Origin of the sequence: Porphyromonas loveana (genome assembly GCF_003096695.1) — a bacterium.
In the GTDB taxonomy this organism is placed as follows: Bacteria; Bacteroidota; Bacteroidia; order Bacteroidales; family Porphyromonadaceae; genus Porphyromonas; species Porphyromonas loveana.
Genome location: NZ_QEKY01000002.1, coordinates 48,760 through 74,613 on the forward strand (window position 1 = coordinate 48,760; position 25,854 = coordinate 74,613).

Here is a 25,854-nt window from a genome sequence, read left to right on the forward strand (position 1 = left end):
CAATATCCACTCATGCAAATGATCATGAGAACGTATTTCCTGACAATCGCTCTTTTCAAGACTACTTTTGACTTTTCGTCACTTAATATATCTGCGAGCCTTTTGTTGCCAACTTCTGAGGATATACAGAACGTTTGCTTAGTTGCGGGAGCGGTGGTTCTTGCCTTTGCGGACGGGGCGAGATGAAGGACGAGAGGGACGGGTGTCTGATTGGTGGTGTGAAGGAGTGGGGCGGTCGAAGAGTTTGGCGATAAGGTCGGGACGGCCGATGCGCTGAAGTTCGCGACGGATGCGATCGGCTTCTTCGCGCTTGTACCAAAAGAAGAACATATGTTGTTTCTGTTTGTCCTCCTTTTTGATTGCTGTGTACACGGGTTGGAGCGTATAGGGATGGTAACCCGTGTAGTACATTTCGGTGGCTAAAGTCATCGGCGTGGGGGTGAAGTCCTGGATCTGTTCCAATTTGAAATCCAACTTCTTGGTCAATACAGCCAATTCTGCCATGTCCTCTTCTGTACAGCCCGGGTGGCTGGAGATAAAATAAGGGATGAGCTGCTGACGCAGACCGTGTGCTTGGTTGATCTGGTGGAAACGCTTCGTAAACTCTGCAAACTGTCGGAAAGGTGGCTTGCGCATGAGATTGAGAACGCTTTCGGATGTATGCTCGGGCGCAACCTTCAAACGGCCCGATACGTGCCGGACGATGAGGTCTTCGGTATATTGGTCGGCCGCTTCTCTCAGCGCCTTGTCTTTATATACATGCAGTAGCAAGTCCATACGTACCCCGCTGCCGATAAAGCTTTTCTTGATCTTCGGGTGTTTGTCAATCCTACGCAGGAGCTCCAATAAAGGACGGTGGTCGGCATTCAGATTGGGGCAAACGTTGGGATGTATGCAACTGGGTCTCTGGCAACGTTTACAGATGGCCAAATCATAGCCCTGCATCCGATACATATTGGCAGAGGGGCCGCCCACATCACTCAGATAGCCTTTAAAATCTTCCATTTGCGTGATTTGTTCCACTTCGTGCAAGACTGAGCTTTCACTTCGCGAGGCGATAAACTTGCCTTGATGCGCCGAGATGGTACAGAAAGCACAGCCACCGAAACAACCACGATGCACATTGACCGAATGCTTGATCATCTCATACGCAGAGATCACTTTCCCGCGATAGCGAGGATGCGGCAGGCGGGTATAGGGGAGGTCGAAGGAGCAATCCACCTGCTCCGTATTCATCGGCGGGAAAGGTGGATTGACCACCACAGTAACATCACCGACTGTTTGCAGGATACGATCCGCTTCGTAGCAATTGCTCTGCACTTCTATCTGACAGAAGTTCTGTGCTTGCTTGCGCTTGTCCATCAGGCATTCCTCGTGAGAAAAGAGTCGGATATCCCTTTCGTGTGAGGATATTTCTTCCCCTTTCGGAACCAGATAGGAAGTCTGACGAACGTCCTTGAGCCGATCGAACGGCTCTCCATTCAGCAATCGCTGTGCAATCTCGTGCAATGGCAGCTCTCCCATACCATAGATGAGTAGGTCTGCTTGACTTTGGCAGAGAATGCTCGGCAACAGTTTGTCCTGCCAGTAATCGTAATGCGTGAGCCTGCGGAGCGAAGCCTCGATGCCGCCGACAACGACGGGCACATCGGGGAAAAGCTCCTTGAGGATGCGTGTATAGACAATGGTGGGGTAGTCGGGGCGCATATCCGAACGCCTGTCCGGCGTATATGCATCTTCGCTGCGAAGGCGACGATTGGCGGTGTACTTATTTACCATCGAATCCATGGCACCGGCCGATACGCCGAAGAAAAGTCGGGGGCGTCCGAGCTTGCGGAAGTCGCGCAGGTCGTCTCGCCAATTCGGTTGCGCCACGATAGCTACACGCAGTCCTTCAGCTTCCAATATGCGTCCTACGACAGCAGCGCCGAAAGAGGGATGATCCACATAGGCATCTCCGCTGAAAAGAATGACATCAGCCTCTTCCCAGCCTCTTGCCTCCATTTCCTTTTTGGAGGTCGGGAGCCAATCCGTCAGGGCAAATTGCTTTGCCATACGAAACAATCGGTCGTTATATCCTTTTCGATATGAGGTTCGTCCCTGAAAAGACCGAAGAGAGCAGAGCCGGAACCCGACATAGCGGCATACAAAGCTCCACATCGGTAGAGCATATCTTTGAGTTCGGCTAAACGGGGATGGGCAGGAAACAGACTTGTCTCGAAGTCATTGACGAGCTGTCCTTTCCATGTCTCTATTGGATTGCGCAAGATAGCATCGGGCATCATCTCGCGTTTGCCCACGCGTGTGAGTCCTTTATAGGCAGCAGCCGTATTGATATGGATGGGCGGTTTCACCACCACGATGTGCATGCCAGACAAAGAGAAGTTGGGCAGGGGAGTAAAGACCTGTCCCAATTCTGTAGCCAGAACGGGTTGATTGCTGATAAAGAATGGGCAGTCGGCACCCAGAGAGAGTGCTATCTCAGCCAATTGCAGGTCATCAATCGGAAGAGCAAAGCGGTCTCTCACTAACTTCAGCATGAAAGAAGCGTCCGAAGAACCTCCGCCCAAGCCTGCACCCGAGGGGATATGCTTGATCAGCTCGATAGTGAGGAATGGGAAGTCATACTTGCGGCGCATAGCTTTGACTGCTTTGATTACCAGATTGTCTTCCGCCACGGCATCAATGGCGATGCCGTGGACGGTGAGACTATCCGTATTGCCCTCTCGCTCTTCTATTTCCAGCGCATCGGTCAATGGAATGGGGTAGAAGACCGTTTCGATATTGTGGTATCCGTCCGGTCGCTTGCCGACTACCTGTAAACCGAGGTTGATCTTTGCATTGGGAAATACGATCATAGCGCTGTCGTTTGAGAAGTGATTAGGCAAAAATGTAGCGTAGGATGAAAAGAACCGTCAGGATGTATAGCGGCATAGATACATCGCGGAGCTGTCCTGACAGGAGCTTGACGAATACGAATGCCAGCATACCCAGTGCCATCCCTTCTGCAATAGAGTAGGTGAGGACCATGGTCAGCAATGTGACGAAGACAGGAAAGGCTTCGGACAGGTCAGACAGGTCTATCATCGAAATAGAGCTGAGCATGAACACCCCGACCATCACCAATGCTCCCGTCGTAGCTGCACCCGGTACCAACAAAAATAACGGGGAGAAGAAGAGAGCTAATAGGAAGAAACAACCGGTAACCAAGGCTGTCATACCCGTACGTCCTCCTTCAGCAATACCCGATCCACTCTCTACATACGTGGTCACGGTAGAGGTGCCGAGTATCGCACCGAGGCTGGTACCGATAGCATCGGCCATCATGGCTTGCTTGATGTTCTTGACGTTGCCCTTCTCATCCATCATCTCAGTCTTGGCAGCAGCACCGATAAGCGTACCAATAGTGTTGAATATATCCATGAAGACGAGTGCAAAGATGGTCATAGCCATATCGAACGAAAGCAGCGGAGCAAAGTCCATCTTCAAGAAAGTAGGGCTCAGGCTCTGCGGCATGGAGACGGGTGAGAAGCTGTCAGGGATATTCGACACTCCCAACGGAACACCTATGAGAGTACAAATGGCAATACTATAGAAGAGCGCTCCCTTTACCTTACGCACTACCAATACGGCACTGAGAATAATACCGATAATGGCAATGAGGAATAGGGGCGTGAACGGTCCCAAAGCTACCAATGTGGCAGGATGCGCTACAATGATACCGGCATTCTTCAGTCCAATGAAGGCAATAAACATACCAATGCCCGCCGAAATGGCATAGCGTAGGTTATAAGGGATACAATCGACTATCTTCTCACGGATATTAAACGCCGTGAGCAAAATGAAGACGATCCCCTCAACAAAGACAGCTGCGAGTGCTGTTTCCCACGAATACCCCATCCCCTGCACAAGGGTGAATGCAAAGAATGCATTGATACCCATACTTGGTGCTTGAGCGAAGGGAAGTTTCGCCATGAAGGCGATGAGTAGTGTAGCCACGGCAGACGACAAGGCTGTGGCGGTAAAGACCGCACCCTTGTCCATGCCTGCAGCGGAGAGTATATCCGGATTCACAGCCAGGATATAGCTCATGGTCAGAAAAGTCGTTAGCCCTGCTACGAATTCCGTTTTGACAGAATGTCTGGACGGATTAAATCCGAGGGCCGTTTGCCATGCTTTCATAGTGCTATACTGAGGGGTTTACTTAAATGTCCATTTCAAACCCAAAGTCGGAATGATGGCAAAGCTATTAGTGCGAGCAAAGTTGCGACTGATCTCCCACTCTGTACCAATGCTGAGGTTGAAGTCCTTGTCCACTCCCTTGATGCGATTGAGGTTGAGCCAGAACTGGGGTTCTGCAAGGAATATAACTCGATCATTCTTAGATGATGAATTAGTACCGGGATCCAGAAGTTTTTCGGGACAGCCCCATAGGTCAAAGAAGCCGTTGAAGGTCAGCAGACCGTTTACGAAGTGCATATACCATGTACCGGTTAGCTGGAATGTATGATAGTCATCCCAACCCAAATGCTTGTACATAGGGCTGAAGGAGAACCCTTTTGTAAATGTGGCATCATTATACGTGTATGTACCGCCGGCGAGGAAGTCGTGCCCGAAAGAACCTTGAGCAGAGAGACCACCATTATATTCTATATGTACAGACAAAGGTCCCTGCCAGAATTGCAGATTACGAGCTATTTCCCAATAGGCCGTCTGGATGCCTTGTCCCGTGTAGTCCATATCAACGAAGAAGTATGTACTTCCCCACTTATCGGGCGTGAAGTTTTCTACGGTGGTTGTCAGCTTGGGACGTCCTCCCAGCTCATCATAGATACCACTACCGAAGTCGTAGTGCATTTGAATATTCTGAGCCTTGGCTCCGAATCCGAGCAGCATGGCTGCACCCAAAAGAGTAACTTTTTTCAACATATTAGTTCTTTATTTGTTGGTTGTATTCTACAAACTTAATTCGATTACATCTTAGTTTCCCGCCATTTTGTCTTTGCGAGAGAATATGCGAGTGATTTCTCCTATCCAGAATATGACGCTTGTCGAGAGGACAATGATGATCCAGTCGATCAACTTGAGAGGAACGACACGGAACATCTCCCCGCCCAAAGTAGTGATCAGGATCTGTCCTCCGAGAATCAGCAGCGCAATGAGCATGAAGTTTTTGCTTTCGCTCAATCGCCGGAGAGCACTTCGTCCCGTCATGAATGCCTTGGCGTTGAACATGTTCCAGAACTGCAAGAAGACAAAGATGGAGAAGAACGCACTCAATTCAAATCCCGATAGAGCATTTTCCACAGGACTGAAGTCCGTGAGAGCAGCCGCCCATGCGCTGAGGCTGAAGTCTATCATGCTATTTACCTCGGCATGTTTGAAGTATTGGATGAGACTGAAGAGAAGTAGTACAAAGGCGATGCCAAGAGCGAATATGCGTTTGGCCATCTGAGGACTGATGATAGGATCCTCTTGATGGCGGGGTTTGTCCTTCATCACCGCCTTGTCCGGTGGCAGTGACGCCAAAGCCAGTGCGGCAAAGGTATCCATGATCAGATTCACCCACAGCATCTGAGTCACCGTCAGGGGAGATTCTGTGCCGAGGAACGCACCGATGAGCACAATGATGCAAGCAACCACGTTGATGGTCATCTGGAAGAGTATAAACCGACGGATATTGAGATAGAGCGAGCGTCCCCACATCACAGCTTGGGCAATGCTGTTGAATGAATTGTCCAGTATGGTGATGTCACTGGCTTCCTTGGCCACAGCTGTACCGTCGCCCATGGAGAGTCCCACCTGAGCGCGATTGAGTGCAGGCGCATCGTTCGTGCCATCACCCGTCACGGCCACCACTTCGCCCTCTTCCTGCAGGAGGCGCACGAGGCGTTCCTTGTCCATCGGGCGTGCTCGCGACATGATGCGCAGATCACCCAACCTTGTGCGGATCTCATCATCCGAGAGCGCAGCAAAGTCGGCTCCTGTGATCAGACATCTGTCCGTGCAGCTCTCATCCCATAGGCCGATCTGGCGGCCTATCTCACGTGCCGTGCCCGGCGTGTCGCCTGTGACTATCTTCACCTGGATGCCTGCCTGCATACAGTTGTCTATTGCTTCTGGCACGTCGTGGCGGATGGGGTCGCTAATGCCCACAACGCCCATGAAGTTGAGATCATGCACATGGAGACGACCATTGGCAAATACCTCTTCCTCCTCGGACGACAGCTCTTTGTATGCAAAGCCGATGGTGCGCATAGCCTTGTTCTGATACTCGACGAGCTTCTGACGGTAGGCTTCTTCTTGCTCTTGTTCTTGCGCAAGCGATGAGCAGAAACTCATCACGATCTCCGGTGCACCCTTGACGAGAAGTATCGGTTTGCCCAGCGTGGCCGAGCGCACCACTGTAGCCATATATTTACGCTCGGTGGAGAACGTAAGTTGTAAGACGATAGGACAGGATTCTCGCACCGTCAGGTAATCTATCCCTTTATCACTCAGCCATAGGAGTAATGCCCCCTCCGTGGGATTGCCGAGCGATCGCACCGTCTTCTCATCCGAATAGTCCAGATGGGCAGTCGAATTGGCGGCCATGGCTTCGGCTATGAGTGGCATTTGATCTTGATAGGCGGGGGCGAAGAAAGTCTCCGCTACAGTCATGCGGTTCTGCGTGAGGGTACCCGTCTTGTCCGTGCAGATGACAGTGGCTGCACCCATCGTCTCACAGGCGTGCATTTTCCTGACCAGATTGTTGGTCTTCATCATGCTCCGCATACTGTATGCCAAGCTGAGTGTGACACTCATGGGCAATCCTTCCGGTACGGCCACGACGATGATCGTCACCGCTATCATTATCTTATTGAGGAAGAAAGTCATGGCATCGGCCCAGTCAAAAGCATCGAAGTCGTTCTCTGCCACATACACAAGGATGCTGCCGATGAGGACAAGTGCTGCGATGCTGTAGCTGATCTTGGTGATCAGTCTGGCCAGCTGATCGAGCTGACGATTGAGAGGTGTCTGCACGCTGGCGTCTATCTGAGTGCCTTCGAATACGCGTCCGTACTCGGTGGCATCGCCCACCTTATCCACACGATAGGTGCAGTGCCCGTCGAGGATCGTGGTGCCGCGGCAGAGGTAGTCGGATGGATAAGTAGCATGCTCGTCGAAGTCTTCGGCATGGATCGTCTTATTCACAACAGGTTCGCCGGTGAGGCTGGACTCGTCCACCTGCAACGATATGGCCTCTATGAGCTGTCCGTCGGCAGGGATCTGTTCTCCGGTCTCCAGTATCACCATGTCGCCTACGACAATCTCATTCTTCAATACTTGACTGATCTTGCCATTGCGATACACTTTATAGAGGATGTCCTCATTCACTTGGTTCAGTATCTCAAACTCCTTCTCAGACTTCAGCTCGAAGTAGAATGCCACACCCGTGGCGAGGATAACGGCCAAGAGCACGCCGGCAGGCTCCAAAAAGACGGATGCACTGTCGCCTGCTCCGAAATAATGATAGCAGGACACGGCGAACGAAAGCACCATGGCTACCAATAGGATGATGATAATGGGGTCTTTGAACTTACTGACAAATTTGCTCCAGAGCGATTCTTTCTCGGGAGGAGTCAGGGCATTGCTACCATGCGTGGCACGGCTTTGGAGGACTTCACCATCGGTGAGCCCGCTGTGAGTAGAAGGAGACTTCTTGTCAAGTCTTTCTGTGGATATGTGCATCGTCGATCTATTATTAAGCGGTAATGAGGGACAAATGTACACTTTCTTTGTTCGTCATACTACAACTTTTGGCACCTGAAAGGAGAAAAATGTTACGCCAAAATCTCAGAAAAACGGCACCAAATTATTTTTGAAATGGCGCGTAAATATTTTTGAAAAGGTGCCAAATCTCAAAAAAATACGCGCCACGTTTTTAGGCGCACTGCCCGAATGGTTTTAGGCACATAAATCTCAATAGGCCGAAAGAACCTCCTCTTCTGAAAAGTGCTGCGTCACGAACGCCTTCGTGTCCGCAACCGGAGCCCTCCTTTCTCGTGCGAAAGATGGAGTGGAAAAGATCCTGATATACCAGTCTGAGAGCTGTTTAGAAGACAGGTTGGTCTGTTTTTTCAGTACTTTTGCCACCGATAATCAAAACAATACAATTATAATGATCACACTATCACCTGCCGCACTCCAAGCAGATCTCTTATTACGCAGGGAACGCGTACGCTCGGCTATGGTCGAGGAAGGATACGATGCTCTCCTCGTAACGAGCAACGTCAATCTGCTTTACCTCTTCGGTTCTATATATGGTGGTGCTGCCTATCTGCCTGCCGAAGGCGATCCCATCTTTTTCATTCGACGTCCCCAGTCGCTTACAGGCTCCTGTGTATGCCCCATGCGCAAGCTGGAAGATATTCCGCTTCAAATAGAGAGTAGAGGAGGGGTACTTCCTGGCCGTGTCATGCTGGAGACAGACGAGACAGCATATAGCGACATCGTGCGCCAGCAGAAGCTCTTCCCCTGTGCCCAATATGGCAATGCTACTGCGCTGCTACGCCGCGTGCGCATGATCAAGACACCGGGAGAGATCGAGCTCTTCCGTCGTACGGCAGCTCTGCACGGGGAGGTCTATGCCCGCATTCCTTCTGTCTTCTGCCCGGGGATGACCGACAGGGAGTTTCAGGTCGAGATCGAGCACCTCATGCGTAGCTGTGGTTCGGAAGGTATTTTCAGGACCTATGATGCCGCAATGGAGATATACATGGGCAATGTAATTGTGGGAGACAATGCCGAGTCTCCTTCGCCTTACGACTTCGCCATGGGTGGAGGAGGCACGGATGCTCTGCCGTTGGGTGCCGACGGTTCTCCCATGCAGGAAGGTATGTGTGTGATGGTGGATATGGCGGGTAACTATTCACCCTATATATCTGATATGACTCGCAGCTATGCCATAGGGCGTGTGCCTGACGAGGCACGCAGATTGCACGATCTGAGCTTGGAGATACAATCTCGAGTGATGGAGGCTGCCCTCCCGGGTATGTCCTGTGCCGAGCTATACACACGCAGTCTGGAGATTGCGAGGAAGGGTGGTGCTGCCGACAAATTCATGGGGACGAAACAGCAAGCCCGATTCGTGGGACATGGTATCGGACTTCAGATCAACGAACTACCTGTGCTGACGGAGCGTAGTGTCGATCTGCTGACGCCAGGAATGGTGATTGCCTTCGAGCCCAAGTTTGTCCTCTCAGGCATCGGAGCCGTGGGGGTAGAGAATAGCTTCCTCATCACCGAAAACGGAGTGGAGAAGTTGACGATATGTGCGGAGGAGCTAATCAATTTGTTAAACTATTAATAACGAAATGATGTAGAACGCTGATATGAAGAAAATCATCTTATTGTTGAGCACGATTCCATTCTTGCTAATCGTATTCACACAGGCTCTCCATGCCGGTGAGCTGCGCCGCGAAGTGAAACCTGTGCGAAATGTCATCCTGATGATACCGGATGGGACTTCGCCCTCTGCCGTGTCATTGGCTCGCTGGTACCAGCGATACCTCAATCCCGAGCGCCAACGCTTGGCTATCGATCCTTATATCTGTGGCACAGTGCTCACGTACTCGTCAGATGCTCCAATAGGAGACTCTGCACCCACTACCTCATGCTATATGACGGGTATGCCTTCCAATACGGGCTTTGTCGCCACCTATCCCGTGAGTTCGGGTAAGGCGGATCTGGTTCCTGTGGATCCGAGTCGTGCCTATATGCCGCTGGCGACTGTGTTGGAGGCTGCAAAGATCATGCGTGGGAAGAAAACTGGTTTGGTCGTGACCTGTCACTTCCCGCATGCTACTCCGGCCGACTGTGCCGCTCATTCCTACTCACGCGAGGAATACGGCCATATTGCGATGCAAATGGTGCATCAGAATCTGGATATCGTGATCGGAGGAGGCATAGACTATCTCAAGCCCGATCTCCGCTCTGTATTGCGGCAGCGAGGATACGGCGTGTTCCTAGACGACATGAAGGGAATGCGCTCCTATGCTGGAGATAAGATGTGGGCACTTTATCGCCCACGTGAAATGCCCTATGACTTGGATCGAGATACGGCATCAATCCCCTCGCTGGAGGAGATGACGCACATAGCAATCGCCAAATTGAACCGCTCGGAGGAAGGTTTTTTTCTGATGGTGGAGGGAAGTAAAGTGGACTGGGCTGCTCATGCTAACGACCCCGTGGGTGTCGCGACGGATCTGCTCGCCTTTGATCGTGCTTGTGCCACCGCTTTGGAGTTTGCCCGCCAGGATGGTCAGACGGCTGTCATCATCGTGTCGGATCATGGCAATAGTGGTATAAGCATAGGTAAACGCGGAATGGCTAAAAGCTATGACACAGCTACGGCGTATGACCTGTTCGAGCAACTCTGCCGCTTCCGCCTTACTGCAGACGGACTGGCGAAACGTCTGGCGGAGACTCCTGTCGACAAAGTGCAGGAGCTGATGCGTGAGGTATGCGGCTTCGAGCTAAAGCCGGAAGAACTGAGGGCCTTATATAACAGTCCTGACTACGAACACAGCCCTATCCCCTTGGAAGAACGCAAGCAAATCAGAGAGTCGATGTACAGCGGTTCGCTCAGTACTTTCCTCGCTTCCATATACGGACTGAAGACTGCCATCGGATTCACCTCCGGCGGGCACACAGGCGAGGAGGTGCTCCTGGCTGCCTATCACCCCGAGGACACACGCCCGATGGGCATGTATATGAACTATGAGTTGAACGATTATCTCTGCCAACTCTTCGACCTCAGGGGACAATTGCCAGCTCTTACAGACAGGATCTTCGCTCCCCATACGGACGTATTCCAAGGAATGAAATTCACGATCGTAAGAGGGAAAGGGAAAACAGACGAGTCTGAGCTGCCAGTGCTCGAAGTGACAAAAGGCAGTCGCAAGTTGCGGATTGCCCCGTTCACCAATACAGTGGTTTTAGACAAGAAAGTTATCGAGCTTTCGTCGGTTATCATCTACGTTGACAAGACTGATACCTTCTATCTCCCTCGCGAGCTGCGTTTGCTATTGGATTAGTTCCCCCATAACACATAACACGAATGCTCCCCAATCGACAAATGAGCGATTGGGGAGCATTCGTTATTGGGGGGAAAGATGGGGTTAAGCCCCGCCCTTTGTGCTTTTGCGCCTCTCGATCTCTGTTCGGATGAGGTGCAGCTCGCGAGAGGTTTGTCCCTGGATGGCTGTATTCTCCTCGGCTCGTCTCATGAGATAGGGCAGTACTTTATCCACAGGAGCGTAGGGGAGATATTTGGAGACGTTGTAGCCCGCATTGGAGAGATTGAAAGAGAGATTGTCGCTCATCCCGTAAAGCTGTGCGAAGAAGATGCGTTTGTCGTCGGGAGCGATACCCAATTCTCCGATGAGCTTGGTAGCCATCTGACAACTATGCTCATTATGTGTGCCGATAAAGACTTCGAAATGTGCCAATCTTTCTAATGTGAAGCGCACGCCCTCGTCGTAGTTACGATCAGTTGCTGCCTTATCAACGCAGATGGGATCGGGGTAGCCGCCTTGATGAGCTAGCATACGCTCCTCTTCCATATATGCACCGCGGACAAACTTGATACCAGGGATGAATCCATGTTTGAGTGAAGCTTCATGTATGCGCTGCAAGAGCGACATCCGGTCGTGTCGGTACATTTGCAGTGTGGCAAAGACAATAGCTCGCTCTTTATTATAGAGAGTCATGGCTTCGATGGTGAGTTCATCCACTATGTCTTGATAGGCTACGTGCTCGGCATCGATCAAAAGACGGATGCCGTATTCGTGTGCCATGCGGCAGAGCGTCATAAACCGATGGCGGAAGGAGCGGAACCGCTCTTCTTCCTCAACAGTGAGGGGCAGTTTGCGACAGTACTTTTTGAGGATCTCGGCGGGGCCTACACCGCTGGGCTTGAATACACCGTGGCTGACGTAGGGATTGGTGCGGGCAAACTCCAGAGAACGGATGGTCTCTTGATAGGTGGTTTCGATGTCGGCCTCGGAACTACCTCCTTCTGCAGAATAGTCCAGTACGGCCATCACTCCGCGTCGACCGAGATTGTCGATAGCGTGGCGGGTATCCTCTAAATTCTCACCTCCGACAAAATGTTTATAGATGGTGGGACGCAAAGCCCAACCGATGGGGATATGAAGATTTGAGGCCAGATTGGAGAAGAATCGTCCCGCCTTGACAAGAGACGACGATGCCATTGCTCGAAATAGGAACTCTGCTCGTTTGAGGTCTGCATCCGACTTTCCTTCGAATGCAATGCGTGTATTGAAAAAATCAATCATGATGGATCCTTTTTATCTGAATAGTAATACTAGTTGGCCTGTAAGATAGGAACTTTATCTGTTTGATTGCGCAGATTGTGATCGTTTTTTCTGGCATTTCCTACTTATTCAAGCAAATTGTCGAACGCCAGACCTCGAATAAGCGATCCGGATCCATTGCTGCATAGGCCGGACTGGTACTCGGCAGACAGATCGTGCGAATGGAGTCATCGGGCAGGGAAATATGTCGTCGGAACAACTGCTCTGCTTTCTTGCCATTAAAAGCGATCGTGTGCAATTGCCGATTGCGCCCGATGAGGGAGACAATATCATTCGGAACAGCATCCATGATGTCCACATCGGCACTCCCTTTCCGCTTGGCCGAATGCGCTACATCCCACAAGCCGATATGTGCTGCCAGCAACATCTCTTTTCGCTGCGAATAGCCCATCGGCAGTTCCTGCTTCAATAGCTTAGCCATCAATGGCCAGAAGCGATTGCGCGGATGTGCATAGTACTCTCCCGCTGCAATGGAACGATCGCCGGGCAGACTTCCGAGGATGAGTATCTCCAGCTGTCCGTCTTCGACAGGAGGAAAAGAGTGCTTGTGTTCGGACGACATGAGAAGGGATTATTTCTTGCTTGTCATGATGTTGAGTACGAGAGCGTCTGTGGCATTCATGCCGTCGCGTCCGATGCTGGTGAGGTTGTCGATGCTTTTGTCCACATCTTCATCAACGATGCCTTCGCTGCTGGTCACTACTTTCTGTTCCATGGCGAGCAACGCGGAGAACATGGCTGTGCTCACGCCGCTGGACACCTTCATGCTACAGCTGGGCTTGGCTCCGTCACAGAGCATGCCGGTGATATTGCCGATCATATTCTTGATGGCAAAGCTGATCTGCTCCTTAGTACCTCCCATCAAATAGGTGATGCCACAGCTGGAACCCGTTGCAGCCACTACGCATCCGCAGAGGGCGGAGAGTCGTCCGAGCTTCTGTTTGATGTAGATGACCATCAGATTGCTGAGGACCAACGCTCTGACGGTGCGCTCGTGCCCTGCCTTTTCGTCTTCGGCAAAGGAGAGTACGGGGAGCGTGGCCGTAATGCCCTGATTGCCGCTGCCCGAATTGCTCATGACGGTGACGGGGGCGCCATCCATGCGTGCATCGCAGGCCGAGCTGGTATAGGTGAGCATACGGGTGAGGGAGCTGTCGCCCAAATAGCGTTGGCCGAGGGGGCCTTGGATCATGCGGCCGACGGCGTGGCCATAATTGCCACGCATCGAAACTTCGCTGGCTGCACGATTGAGACGAGCTGCTTCGAGGATAAACTCGATTTCCTCCAATGGCGTATTCATCGCAAAGTCATAGACTTTTTCGAAAGACAGTACTATATCGGCGTCGGTCCCCGAAAGCTCTGCGGCAGAATTTCCTTTGACTGGCAGCCTATTGTCTATGACAGCGTGACCATTGTGCGCAGCATATATAATATTGGTATGGATCTGCTCAATAATGGTCGCTGCCGTCTCTGCTTCGGCTTTCAGATTGACCTCGATGTAGAGCTTGTCCACGTCTCCCTGCTTGACGGCTACGTGAATGATCTTGCTGTCGACGATGGCTTTGGCGTCTGCAAGCATATCGGGCGTGATTCCATCCAAAACTTTAAGCTGCATCGTGGGGTCGGCCACCACGATGCCGAGGGCAATGGCGATGGGGAGTCCTATCATGCCGGTGCCGGGGATGCCAACGCCCATGGCATTCTTGAGCATATTGGGACTCAGAAGCACTTCTACCCGGGTGGGGCGTTGCTGCATGAGAGAGGCTGCTTGTGCTGCGGCCAGTGCCACGGCTACCGGTTCGGTACATCCCGTTGCGGGTACCACTTCACGTTGAATGAGCGTAATGATTCGTTCTTGACTTTGCCTGTCCATAGTTGAAGACCTAATTTTTCTGGGTGCGTTAGTCTGTTATGATTATTTCGTATGCTTAATGGAGGTCGTGCTGCGTGGCTTCTTCATGGTCGGGGGCGTGGAAAATGACACTCGTTGCGCCCAGGGTGATGACATCGCCATCATTGAGCCGACACCATTCTTTCTTGCCGAGCAGATGCCCGCCGACGAAGGTGCCCACGAGGCTGTCGTCGTCGGCCACAGTGTGCAGAAGCGAACCGTCGGCTTTGGTCGTGACCCGCAAGATGCAGTGGTGACGTCCCATGCTGGGGTCGCTCGTGATGATGGGGATGTCCACCACGGAGTCTTTGTTGCGTCGTCCGATGCCGTTATTGCCTTCGCCGAGGCCAAACTCCTGCCGATAGCCGAATACATTTTCCAGCACGACGATGTGGCCCCGACTGCGATCAATCTCCCGTGCCACTTCTTGCTCGCCGGAAGCGGACTGTCCTGCATCCGATTCGCCAGACTTGCGTACCAGACGGATGCGCACCTGATGGCAACAATCGGGGCAGAGCAGCGAGAGGACACCGCTCGGGGAAGCCTGGCGGAGGGCTTCGCGACTGATGGAGATGGGGTTGTCACACTTGGGACAAAAGATTCGTTTCATGAAGATTTACTTTGTTTTGACTCAATTGTTGAGGTGTAGGATAGATCGGTATTCATCGATGAGTAAAGGCGCTCTCTATCTGTCGTCTATTGAATCTTGTGCGAAGATAAGACTATATTCCCAAATTGCCCCCAAAAGTGCCGCATGAAGACTCTTTGGAATGGATGTATCCAATTCTAAGAAACGTTCATGTTTCCCATATAGAGTTGTATTGAGTACTACTTCGTATTGTAGTCGTGGTCCAAAACAACAGTTCGTATGTTCAATTCTGGCGTGTTTGCAGTGAAAAAGCATATTCCGTTTCTCATTTACAGCCGAATACCTCAAAAACAAGCGAGAAAATGTTCGCTCGCAGACAATGAGCAGACAACGTATGTTTCAAGAAATAATCGATGTCCGAAAAGCAGAAAAACGGTTTTTTGACGAAAAAATGACTTGCAAAACCTCGAAAACTTGTGATTTGCCCTTTCGTACAGGTGTGAAAACTCGAAAAAAACTGTTTTGACTCTTCGCGGACGAGCGACGACCTGAAAAACGCTTATTGAGGTCTTTGTACTCGTACAGCGGCCGAAGAAATCTGATTTCCGCTGATCGTCTAAGAGTGGAGACTCGGAAATCTGTTTTTTTTACTTTTCATACCCAGACGACGATACACAAAGCAAATTGGAGATATCATCCATCATGGAAGATTCTGCAGAGGTCAATTGGGGGGATTCTTTTGTAACAAAGACCATAGTTAGAAAGCCGGGAGGAAACGTCAGACAACAGCTGCAGATTGCTAAAATACCCTCTGATGGATTTTATGCTAATAATCGTGATGAAAAATACACGCTAACAGAAGCGTTTCGTATCTTTGCAGACAAATAACAGTTTTAATATGAAATTTATTCGCTCTCTAATTGTAAATATCCTCCGTTCTTTTAAGGAGTCATACACGAGTAGAATAGTGGTCTTTTTGTCGGATTTGGCCATTTCGTATCTCTCCTCAGTATTTTGCTTCTTCTGTATTTTCTTTTTTGTAGGAGGGATAGAAGAGAAACGAGCTGTATCCTTCCTCGTGTATAGCGGCACAGCATTTTTTGCCAGTGTTTTCTTCTCTCTGCTTTTGGGTTTGTACAGGGGTATTATTCGGCACAGTACTTTCCAAGAAGTTACCAAGGTCTTTTACTTCTCTACCACCAAAGGGCTGACTATGTTCGTGGCTGGATGGGTCATCTTCGACGCTCCGTTAGGGCTGTTTATCGCATTTCTGGACACCCTCTCCACCCTTTTCATCCTACTAGTTTTTCGCACCTCTGTAGTCTATATCTATCATATGCTGAACAGATCCAAAGCCATTCATGGAAAAGCTCTGATTGTAGGGATGGCCAGCAATAGCATTGCCCTATCTTATCAAATAGCCAATGCGCAGGTGCGCCAGTGGGACGTACAAGGCTTCATGGTCCGTGGTCTGAAAATGAAACGAATGCGAGTGAATGGCTTGCCCATCTTTAGTTTTGAAAACACAGAGGAGATGATGTGTATCATTACTAGGTATCGCATCAAAACCCTTCTCTTCGACAGTGAAGAAGTGTTCGATGCGCATCGGGACATTGCCACCGAGTGCATTGCCCGACGTATCAAGCTCTTTGTCTACCAAGGGCCGGTGGAGCAGATCGAGACTAACGGGCGTCGTGCCATGCGTGAGATACAGGTGGAAGATTTGCTCGGCAGAAAACCGATTTTCCTCAATATGGAAACGATCGGCCGCGAACTGCGCGAGAAAATTATCATGATAACTGGTGCAGCAGGGTCGATCGGTAGCGAAATCGTCCGTCAGCTGGCTAAATTGCACGTCAAGAATATCGTGCTCTTTGACATGAGCGAGTCGCCGCTCCACGAGATTCGTTTGGAGATTGAACAAGGATTCCCCCACCAAACAATTGTTCCCATCGTGGGCGATGTGCGTAGTGCTGCGCGACTCGACTACGTGTTGAAGCGCTTCCATCCCGATATTATCTTCCATGCTGCAGCCTACAAACACGTGCCGCTGATGGAAGAGAATCCTTGCGAGGCGGTCTTGGATAATCTGATAGGAACCTCCCTCGTAGCGCGTAAAGCAATAGAATACAAGGTAGAGCGAGTGGTTATGGTATCGACTGACAAGGCTGTGAATCCCACCAATGTGATGGGAGCTACCAAGCGCGCAGCCGAAATGGTCGTACAGTGCTACGATGAAGCCATCAAATGCAATAAGATAGATGGCAGTACGAGATTTGTCACTACTCGGTTTGGCAATGTGCTTGGTTCGAATGGTTCTGTGATTCCCTATTTCAGAAAGCAGATTGCTGCGGGAGGTCCTGTCACAGTCACACATCCCGATATTATCCGCTATTTCATGACTATCCCCGAAGCTTGCCAGTTGGTTTTGGAGGCGGGTTCGATGAGCCAAGGTGGTGAAATATTTGTCTTCGACATGGGAGAACCGGTGAAGATTCTCGACTTGGCCAAGCGCATGATCACACTCGCCGGTTATGAACCTGGCAAGGACATTGAGATCACCTTCTCCGGTTTGCGTCCGGGAGAGAAATTGTACGAGGAGTTGCTTAATAATAAAGAAAACACCAAGCCTACTCTGCATCCTAAAATCTTAGTAGCGGAAACGAGGAAAGTCGATCTTGGCCTGATCGAAACGCTACTGCCGCAGTTGGAGCAGAATGCCAAGGATGTTGATATGTTTGGCACAGTCAAGCTTCTCAAAGAGCTTGTTCCCGAGTTTATCAGCAACAACTCTGTCTATGAAAAGCTGGATAAAGAGTCGAAAGCTGAATCAGTAGCTTGATCTTTTACCTTATATATAATATAGGTGTTCATCATGCTGCTTGATCGACTGCCTCGCATCACCATTCTCTCCTGCCTCTTCTTGTGGGTTTTGTTTGCTTCGGCGCAAGATCCGACAGCCGTTGAAATAATATGCAATGCCGAACGCCAAACGCAAGCGCGTATAGGCATAGAAGTGCGCCGATGCCGTGACGACAGCCTTGTCGTTTCCCATAGAGGAGGTGAACAGTTTTGCCCGGCCTCACTGGTCAAACTTATCACCTCTGCATCGATCCTCCGCCTCAAAGGTGCGGATATGCCTTTCATCACAAGAGTGGGTACGGATGGCTCTTTGCATAATGGTATTCTCACGGGCAATCTCATCGTCAAAGGTGGTGGTGATCCCTCACTGGCTTCCAATTATTTGCCCACAGACTCCAGCCGATTCGCCTATGCTATCGTTGATGCTCTTCGCCAGTGGGGCGTGAAGGAGATCACGGGAGATGTCATCGTGGATGCTTCTGTATTTGATGCCGAGGGAGTGATCCCCTCATGGATGGACGAGGACAAGGGCAATTACTACGGTGCCGGCGTCTATGGCTTCAACATTAATGATAATAGAATAGATGTCATTCTCTCCACCGGCAAGGCTGGTACAGAGGCACGCGTTCTGCGTATCGAACCTCCGCATCCCGAGGTTCAATGGGCGAATCAAATCAGAGTTGTACGCGGTAAAAGTGATACGGCCGGATGCTATGGCGAGGGGCTTGACCTGCGTAGGACACTCACCGGAGTATTGCCGGCACACGTTTCCTCCTACCGTCTCCGCACCGATATGCCCGATCCGGCTCTTTATGGAGCTGCATGGACTCGGGGGGTACTTTCCTCTGCCGGCATTATGTGTCGTGGTGGCAGCCGTGGATCCTATGATGCCGTGCCCCTATCACGTGATTTGCTTTTGTACGAGTCCTTAATGTTGGATTCCCTCGTGCGAGTGATGAACTTCCGCAGCCTCAATCATTTTGCAGAGGCTTTCGTCAAACAACTCGCCTCTCTGTCCCCCCGACAGGTCAAAGGCAATACGACAGAACGAGGTTTGACCGTCATCCATAACTATTGGTCGGAGCAAATCAGCTTGCGTAAAACCGATATGTCGCTGGCCGACGGTTCGGGACTCTCCCGTAACAATCGTTTCAGTCCCTCGGCACTCGGTCGCATCTTGATTAATATGCTCGCCGCCGGTGACGTCAGCACCACTTCCTTTCTCAATAGCCTGCCCCGCGCCGGAGAAGAGGGGAGTGTACGCAATTTTCTCAAGGATCAATCCATTGAAGCCTATCTCAAGAGCGGAAGCATGAGAGGCGTCCTTGGCTATGCCGGTTATGTCCGTTATGGGGGTGAGTGGTATAGTGTCGTCATGATCGGCAACGATTTTTCGTCTTCAGCTACCGTTTATAAGGCATATACAGACTTTTTGACGGCTTTATTTCATACATCCACTGCAGGGCGGTAACTTATTATAGGTATAGCCCTGCCATTCACTCATTTCTGCTTTCCTCCCACACATTTCTCATCCTTTTTAGTCCTATTTGGGCGCTCAAGTAGGCATTTTTTCGGACTTTTTGCTCATTATAGCCCCAAAAACGGCATATTACATACCTACATCTTGGTATTTTCTCGATTTTCTTTCTACATTTGCTCCGTAAAAACGAACAAACAAGAATTTTCTAACAAATCAAACTATTACAAAGACTATGGCTTACGTAATCAATGAAAGTTGTGTAGCTTGCGGAACATGCATCGACGAATGTCCGGTATCTGCAATTTCAGAAGGTAGCATCTACAGCATTGATGCTGATACTTGCATCGACTGTGGCTCATGTGCAGCAGCTTGTCCTTCAGAAGCTATCCATCCGGCAAACTAATCTGCGAATCGATTTTAACTTTTGAAGGTGTGCCAAAATGAAAATTTTGGCGCACCTTCTTTTTTATTTCTATACGGAACTAAGATAAGTCTCTGCTGCCGATTGCACACCAAAGCAGTACAAAGGCGCAAGTGTCTTGACAAAGAATGGCTCGGTCACACCCTCCAAAGAGCTGATCGTCAATACTAATATCATAAAGAACGGAAATGTCCTCTATTAAGGACGGTTCTATCTTTTTCGAAGGACCTTTTTATCCTTTATAAAGGACACATTAGATTGCAAGATGTTCACGCCTCGCAAACCTCGTCACTATCGCCTATTTATGCGCCTCTCATCCTGCTCAACATTCTTTATAAATGGCATTCTCTGCCTCTACATTGAGGGGGGGGAAGTCGTATATTTGTTTATTGACAGGCATCCTTTTTTGCATTCCTGCATTTTCTCACGAAGCTTGGCCTGCGATTGCTGACATGCCATAGCTTATTTGGTGTTGTGTCATCGCACGATTATCTTTGCAAGCATAATGAAAAGAAATACTATCGCTCGTTTTGTCCGATCGTTCTGTTTGGCCGGAGTCCTCATAGGCGGATACGTTTTTGGAGGGATTACTCCTGCATCCGCTCAACAAATCGGTGACGATAAATTGGGACGTTGTTTTGTGGCTATGCCGGACTCGCTCATGCCACTTTTGTCCACTTCAGAACGCGAAGAACTATGCGCTCCCAGGGGCATCTACTCCAATGATAATAGAATAGAGTTTGTTACAACCCGTTTGGGACAGCTCCGCTACGAACGCTCAAATCACACAATCACCCTCCAGTCCAGTAGCGCAAGTGTAATCACCATTCGTCATTTACAGCTTCCAGATAGCACTTTCATCCTCTGTATGGTGACAACTGCATTGCTTCCTGTGGAAGACAGTCAGATAGCATTCTTCTCGGATAAGTGGGAACCGCTACCGACCGATCGTTTTATCCAAATGCCTCAGATGGACGACTTTGTTCTCCCCTGCACTGACAAGGAGTCGTACACTTATCAGGCAACATACAAGCATTTGCGACCGTTCTATATGCGCATTGACATATCTGGAGCCCCAGCTATTCTTACAGCTCGTCAGACTGTGATCGAAACGCTAGCAGTGGAGGAGAAGCCTCTCGCTGCACAATTTCTCCTCAAAGAAAGTTTGGCTTATATGTGGAAGGACGGACGCTTTGTGTTCTCTCCAAGCATTACATCTCAGGGATAGAATAGATATCTATGGAAATAACAAAGAAAAAACTCGTTTTCGCGGCAGTGGCTGTTGCAGCACTCATTGTATTGATGGGACTTTTTTTCAATTGGCAGGTAATTCGCGAACGTTCTGCATTGGAACAGGACCGAGAAAACTTTGCCAAACTGGAGAAAGAAGCTATGCAGGACGAGCTCGACCGCATATCCGAGGACTATACCGAGCAATACAATAAGTTGTCCGGCAATGCGGGTGAAATGAATATTCAATTGGCAAACGACTCATTGCTGGCACAACTCACAGCTGAACGTACGAGGGTAAATCGCTTACAAGACGAACTAAAGACAGTGAAGGCGACTAATGCCAGACGCATAGGGGAGCTGAGGGGGGAGATCAAAACCCTCCGAGCTGTACTGAAGTCTTACGTTGTGCAGATCGACTCGCTCAATGCTGCCAACGAACGACTGAGAACAGAAAATCAAGAAGTGCGCCGCAATTATGCACAGGCCGCAGGCGAAGCCAGTCGTCTCAAAGTGGAAAAGGCCGAGTTGACAGGAAAAGTAGAATTGGCCTCAAAATTGGAGGCTGCCGGCATCTCAATAGGATTGTTAGACAAGAAAGGGCGAGCCGTAAAGAATGTAGCCAAGCTGAAAACAATTCAGATGAACTTTATTATTCCGAAAAACATCACGGCCCCCGTGGGAGAAAAGGCGATCTATGCACGCATACTCACGCCGAACGATGAGGTGCTACAGCGTTCCTCGGGAGATGTTTTCCCCTTCGAGGGTAAGCAGATAGCCTATTCTTGCCGCAAGCAGATAGAATACACCGGCGACCAAACGGATGTGGTTCTTTATTGGAATGTGGTGCAGACGCTTACTTCGGGCTCTTACAGGGTGGATTTCTTTGCTGATGGGCATCTGATCGGCCGTAAGTCCTTTAAGTTGGATTAATTTTTTTCCTGTAGTAGGTATCCCTTTTCGATCGAAAACACTAATTTAGTGCCTTGTTTGGGCGTGTAGATTCAATTCTTAAGCCCCATTTGACAGTAGAGAATAAATATAATGGTGTAGGAGACGGCCTGCGATTATCTGGCCATGAAGCCCCCCGTACACCATTGCATAATAGAAGAAAATGACTGACCGAGAAGACAGAATTATTAACATCAGTATCGAAGAGGAAATGAAAACCGCGTACATCGACTATTCGATGTCCGTGATCGTATCCCGTGCTTTGCCTGATGTCCGCGACGGATTCAAACCCGTACATCGCCGTGTGCTCTATGCCATGAATGAGACGGGTAACGTCTATTCCAATCCTACTCGCAAATGTGCCAATGCTGTTGGTGAGGTATTGGGTCACTATCACCCGCATGGCGATTCTTCCGTATATATGGCGTTGGTGCGTATGGCACAGCCGTGGAGTCTGCGCTATCCTTTGGTGGATGGACAGGGTAACTTTGGTTCGGTGGATGGAGACTCTCCTGCAGCCATGCGTTATACGGAATCACGTCTGAGCCAGATCGCCGGAGAGATGCTCCGCGATATCGATAAGGAGACAGTAGACTTCCAAAACAACTTCGACGACACCCGCCAGGAGCCCACAGTATTACCTACCCGCATACCGAATCTTCTGATTAACGGAGCTTCGGGTATTGCAGTAGGTATGGCTACCAATATGCCTCCTCATAATCTGTCGGAAGCTATAGACGGATGTGTAGCCTATATCGATGCCGATGGCAACATTGATGTGGCAGGCTTGATGCAGTATGTCAAGGCACCGGATTTCCCCACAGGTGGATTCATCTATGGTTATGCCGGTGTAAAGGAGGCTTTCGAGACCGGACGTGGTCGTGTCGTGATTCGTAGCCGTGCCGAGATAGAACAACATAACAATCATGAGCGCATCATCATATCGGAAATCCCGTATTTGGTGAATAAGGCTGAGCTGGTATCCAATATCGCTCAGCTGATCAACGAAAAACGTTTGGATGGCATCTCGAATATCGCTGATGAGTCGAATCGTAAGGGTATGCGTATCGTTATTGACATCAAGCGCGATGCCAATGCTTCGGTAGTACTCAATAAGCTCTACAAGATGACAGCCCTGCAGAGCTCTTTCAGTGTAAACAACATTGCATTGGTGAAGGGGCGTCCTCGTTTGCTCAATCTGAAAGATATGATCGGCGAATTCGTGGATCACAGACAAGATGTGGTCACGCGCCGTTGTATATTCGAACTGCGTAAAGCCCGTGAACGAGCTCATATCCTGGAAGGCCTGCTCATCGCCGTAGATCATATTGACGAAGTAATCTCCATTATACGTGCTTCAAGAGATGCTCAAGAAGCGATGAGCCGACTGATGGAACGCTTCAGTTTGTCAGATATTCAAGCCCGTTCGATCGTCGACATGCGTCTGCGTGCTTTGACAGGATTGGAGCGCGATAAGTTGCGTGCGGAGTTTGATGAAATAATGGCATCCATCCATCAGTTGGAGGCACTCTTAGCCGACAGAGGATTGCTGATGGAGCTCGTGAAGAAAGAGCTGATCGAGATAAAAGAGAAGTATGGCGATGCCCGTAAGAGCGAGATAATATACGCCTCAGAAGAATTCAACCCCGAAGATTTCTATGCCGATGATGATATGATCATCACGCTTTCTCACATGGGCTACATCAAGCGTACCCCGCTGAGCGAGTTTAGGACGCAGGCTCGTGGTGGAGTAGGAGCCAAGGGATCGGATACCCGCGAAGAGGACTTCGTGGAGTATATCTACTCTGCCTCCATGCATGCTACCATTATGCTCTTTACAGCTAAAGGACGCTGCTATTGGCTGAAGGTGTACGAAATTCCGGAAGGAGCTAAGAATGCCAAGGGACGTGCTATCCAGAATCTGTTGAATATTGATCCGGATGATAAGGTGAATGCCTTTATTCGCATCAAAAATCTGACGACAGATAAAGAGTTTGTCAATAGCCACTACCTCTTGTTCTGTACCAAACGAGGTATCATCAAGAAAACGCTGCTTGAAGCATTCTCTCGCCCTCGTGCCAATGGGGTGATTGCCATTGATCTACGAGACAATGATGGCTTGGTAAGCGTGCGTCTCACCAACGGTAAGTGTGATATGGTCATCGCTAATCGTGGCGGACGTGCCATCCGCTTCCATGAATCAGTGGTGCGCCCTTCAGGACGGACAGCGATGGGCGTAAAAGGTATGACGCTGGACAACGATAATGAAGACGAAGTGGTAGGCATGATCTCGATCAAGCATCCCGAAGAGGAATCTATCTTAGTTGTCAGCGAAAAGGGCTATGGCAAACGTTCTAATATTGACGATTACCGTATTACCAACCGTGGCGGTAAAGGTGTGAAGACGCTGAATATCACGGATAAGACAGGTAAGTTAGTTGACATCCGTGCGGTGACTGATGCTAACGACCTCATGATCATCAATAAGAGTGGTGTCGCTATCCGTGTAAAAGTGGCTGACTTGAGCATTATCGGACGAGCCACTCAGGGCGTGAAGCTAATCGATTTGGCTAAGCGTGGCGATGAAATAGCCTCTGTATGCAGTGTCGTTTCCGAAGAAGAGGAAACCAAGGCAGAAGAACGAGCCGATCACACTCATGAAGTCGTACCACAAGAAATCGATTTGCCGGAAGTAACCGAAACCGACGAAGCCACTTCCGATAGCAATGAAGAAGAATAATCACAAGACGTTTAACAACTAACGCAAAACAGTATGAACAGAAAGAGTTTATTGGCAGCAGCTCTCTTAGCAGCAGCTATGCCGGTTTCCTTTGCTCAGAAAGCCAATGTGAAAGGTGCAGAAAGCCTTTCCTCTGGTTCGAAACCAAACTTTGCCGAAGCGCGCACCCTCATTGGCGAAGCTCTGAAAAACCCTGAAACTATGGACGATGCCAAGACTTGGTTTGTGGCTGGTCAGGTGGAAGAAAAACACTTCACGACAGAGAATCTGAAGCAGACGGTAGGACAAGAACCCGACCGTGCAGCAATGAATGACGCTCTCTTGCGAGTGTTACCGCTCTTCTTGAAAGCCGATCAATTGGACAATATGCCCAATGAAAAGGGAAAAGTAAAACCTCGCTTCACGAAGAAGATCATGGAGTCTCTAAAGGGCAACCATCTCTATTATATCAATGCCGGTGGCTACTATATGGAGAAGAAGGACTACAAGAAGGCTCTTGATGCATTCGAACAGTTCTTGCAGATCAAGGAATTGCCCATGTTTGCTGCTGTTCCTGAGGTCTCTGCACAGGACTCTAATTCCATGATGGTCGGTTTCTATGCTGCTATCTCTGCCTATCAGGCTAACGAGCTCGACAAAACATTGGAAATAGCTAATAAAATTAAGAATGCTCCTTATCGTCAGAATGACGTATACCAGTTGATCGCTACGGTATATCAAGACCGAAAAGATACAACCGGATATATCCGAGTTTTGGAAGAAGGTGTGCAAAAATTCCCGAAAGAACCGTACTATACACTCAATCTTATCAATAAATATATTGAGACCGGACGTTCTACCGAGGCAATTTCTTTCTTGGAACAAGCTATTGCAGATGATTCTCAGAATGTGCAACTCTACGACGTAATGGCTAAGTTGTATGAAAATCAGCAGAACTTTGACAAGGCTGAGGAATGGTTGAAGAAAGGATTGGCTATCGATCCGAACAATGCTTCTGCGAACTACGATTTGGGACGTGTGTACTACAACCGCGCTGCCGACCTCAAGGGTGCTGAGCAAGTAAATGCAGAGACTGAGGCAAAGGCAACGGAATATCTCAAGAAAGCTCTACCTCTGCTCGAAAAGGCTTATTCCGTTAACCCCGATGAATCATGGTATGTACTGCGCAATGTGTATTACAACCTAAAGATGAACGATAAGTACAAAGAAATGACTGATCGTCACGAAAGAAAGTAATCCAAATACAATCAATAAAAAAGGCCGAGTTTCATTGAAACTCGGCCTTTTTTATTTCGTCAGGAAGAGTGTGT

Annotated in this window: 19 protein-coding genes; 10 read left to right on the plus strand and 9 right to left on the minus strand. The window is 49.6% G+C overall.

Translation table 11 applies throughout. The features are described 5' to 3' along the window. Window positions 1-138: 138 nt before the first annotated feature. From C7382_RS01180 to C7382_RS01200, 5 genes are read right to left on the minus strand one after another with little or no spacing between them, the layout of a single operon-like run. Window positions 139-2,055 (minus strand): YgiQ family radical SAM protein, encoded by a 1,917-nt coding sequence (locus tag C7382_RS01180; protein WP_116678496.1) that lies wholly within the window; start codon window positions 2,053-2,055, stop codon window positions 139-141. Then, entirely contained in the window at window positions 2,034-2,858 is an 825-nt protein-coding gene (gene ispE / locus C7382_RS01185; RefSeq protein WP_116678497.1) for a 4-(cytidine 5'-diphospho)-2-C-methyl-D-erythritol kinase, read from the minus strand. Before ispE ends, C7382_RS01180 begins: the two co-directional genes overlap by 22 nt. 22 nt (window positions 2,859-2,880) lie before the next feature. Next, window positions 2,881-4,182, minus strand: coding sequence for an NCS2 family permease (locus C7382_RS01190; protein WP_116678498.1), 1,302 nt, complete (start codon window positions 4,180-4,182; stop codon window positions 2,881-2,883). Window positions 4,183-4,200: 18 nt separating this feature from the next. After that, complete coding sequence (locus C7382_RS01195; protein WP_116678499.1) at window positions 4,201-4,929, minus strand: nucleoside-specific channel-forming Tsx family protein; 729 nt, start codon at window positions 4,927-4,929, stop codon at window positions 4,201-4,203. A gap of 51 nt (window positions 4,930-4,980) precedes the next feature. Next, a complete protein-coding gene (locus C7382_RS01200; RefSeq protein WP_116678500.1) occupies window positions 4,981-7,731 on the minus strand; it encodes a calcium-translocating P-type ATPase, PMCA-type in 2,751 nt (916 codons plus the stop codon). A gap of 430 nt (window positions 7,732-8,161) precedes the next feature. Here C7382_RS01200 and C7382_RS01205 point away from each other — a divergent pair, with 430 nt between their 5' ends. Next, the gene (locus tag C7382_RS01205) at window positions 8,162-9,349 is read left to right on the plus strand and encodes a M24 family metallopeptidase (protein ID WP_116678501.1); all 1,188 of its coding nucleotides are present in this window, start codon (window positions 8,162-8,164) and stop codon (window positions 9,347-9,349) included. A gap of 25 nt (window positions 9,350-9,374) precedes the next feature. Continuing rightward, entirely contained in the window at window positions 9,375-11,078 is a 1,704-nt protein-coding gene (locus C7382_RS01210; protein WP_116678502.1) for an alkaline phosphatase, read from the plus strand. 84 nt (window positions 11,079-11,162) lie between these two features. On the opposite strand, the gene C7382_RS01215 is transcribed toward C7382_RS01210, so the two are convergent. The 4 genes from C7382_RS01215 to C7382_RS01230 form a co-directional block, all read right to left on the minus strand. Further along, window positions 11,163-12,341: a proline dehydrogenase family protein gene (locus C7382_RS01215; protein WP_116678503.1), complete on the minus strand. Its 1,179-nt coding sequence runs from the start codon at window positions 12,339-12,341 to the stop codon at window positions 11,163-11,165. A 100-nt stretch (window positions 12,342-12,441) separates the two neighbouring features. After that, window positions 12,442-12,942: a DNA-deoxyinosine glycosylase gene (locus C7382_RS01220; protein WP_116678504.1), complete on the minus strand. Its 501-nt coding sequence runs from the start codon at window positions 12,940-12,942 to the stop codon at window positions 12,442-12,444. 9 nt (window positions 12,943-12,951) lie between these two features. Then, window positions 12,952-14,253, minus strand: a complete 1,302-nt coding sequence (locus C7382_RS01225; protein ID WP_116678505.1) for an L-cysteine desulfidase family protein — start codon at window positions 14,251-14,253, stop codon at window positions 12,952-12,954. Between the two features lie 55 nt (window positions 14,254-14,308). After that, entirely contained in the window at window positions 14,309-14,881 is a 573-nt protein-coding gene (locus C7382_RS01230) for an FHA domain-containing protein (protein WP_116678506.1), read from the minus strand. 681 nt (window positions 14,882-15,562) lie between these two features. Between C7382_RS01230 and C7382_RS01235 the strand changes: the two genes are divergently transcribed. The 8 genes from C7382_RS01235 to C7382_RS01270 all read left to right on the plus strand — a co-directional run bounded on the left by C7382_RS01235 (window position 15,563) and on the right by C7382_RS01270 (window position 25,780). Next, window positions 15,563-15,748 carry a hypothetical protein gene (locus tag C7382_RS01235; protein WP_116678507.1) on the plus strand — a complete coding sequence of 62 codons (186 nt, stop codon included), beginning with the start codon at window positions 15,563-15,565 and terminating at the stop codon, window positions 15,746-15,748. Between the two features lie 10 nt (window positions 15,749-15,758). Next, the gene (locus C7382_RS01240) at window positions 15,759-17,702 is read left to right on the plus strand and encodes a polysaccharide biosynthesis protein (protein ID WP_116678508.1); all 1,944 of its coding nucleotides are present in this window, start codon (window positions 15,759-15,761) and stop codon (window positions 17,700-17,702) included. A 33-nt stretch (window positions 17,703-17,735) separates the two neighbouring features. Next, on the plus strand, window positions 17,736-19,193 hold the full coding sequence (gene dacB, locus C7382_RS01245) for a D-alanyl-D-alanine carboxypeptidase/D-alanyl-D-alanine endopeptidase (protein ID WP_116678628.1): 1,458 nt from the start codon (window positions 17,736-17,738) through the stop codon (window positions 19,191-19,193). Between the two features lie 241 nt (window positions 19,194-19,434). Then, window positions 19,435-19,605 carry a DUF362 domain-containing protein gene (locus C7382_RS01250; protein ID WP_116678509.1) on the plus strand — a complete coding sequence of 57 codons (171 nt, stop codon included), beginning with the start codon at window positions 19,435-19,437 and terminating at the stop codon, window positions 19,603-19,605. 523 nt (window positions 19,606-20,128) lie between these two features. Beyond that, a complete protein-coding gene (locus C7382_RS01255) occupies window positions 20,129-20,851 on the plus strand; it encodes a DUF3256 family protein (protein WP_116678510.1) in 723 nt (240 codons plus the stop codon). Between the two features lie 11 nt (window positions 20,852-20,862). Continuing rightward, window positions 20,863-21,786, plus strand: a complete 924-nt coding sequence (locus C7382_RS01260; protein WP_116678511.1) for a hypothetical protein — start codon at window positions 20,863-20,865, stop codon at window positions 21,784-21,786. A gap of 181 nt (window positions 21,787-21,967) precedes the next feature. Continuing rightward, window positions 21,968-24,544 (plus strand): DNA gyrase subunit A, encoded by a 2,577-nt coding sequence (gene gyrA, locus C7382_RS01265; RefSeq protein ID WP_116678512.1) that lies wholly within the window; start codon window positions 21,968-21,970, stop codon window positions 24,542-24,544. A gap of 33 nt (window positions 24,545-24,577) precedes the next feature. Beyond that, window positions 24,578-25,780, plus strand: coding sequence for a tetratricopeptide repeat protein (locus C7382_RS01270; RefSeq protein ID WP_116678513.1), 1,203 nt, complete (start codon window positions 24,578-24,580; stop codon window positions 25,778-25,780). Window positions 25,781-25,854: the final 74 nt, after the last annotated feature.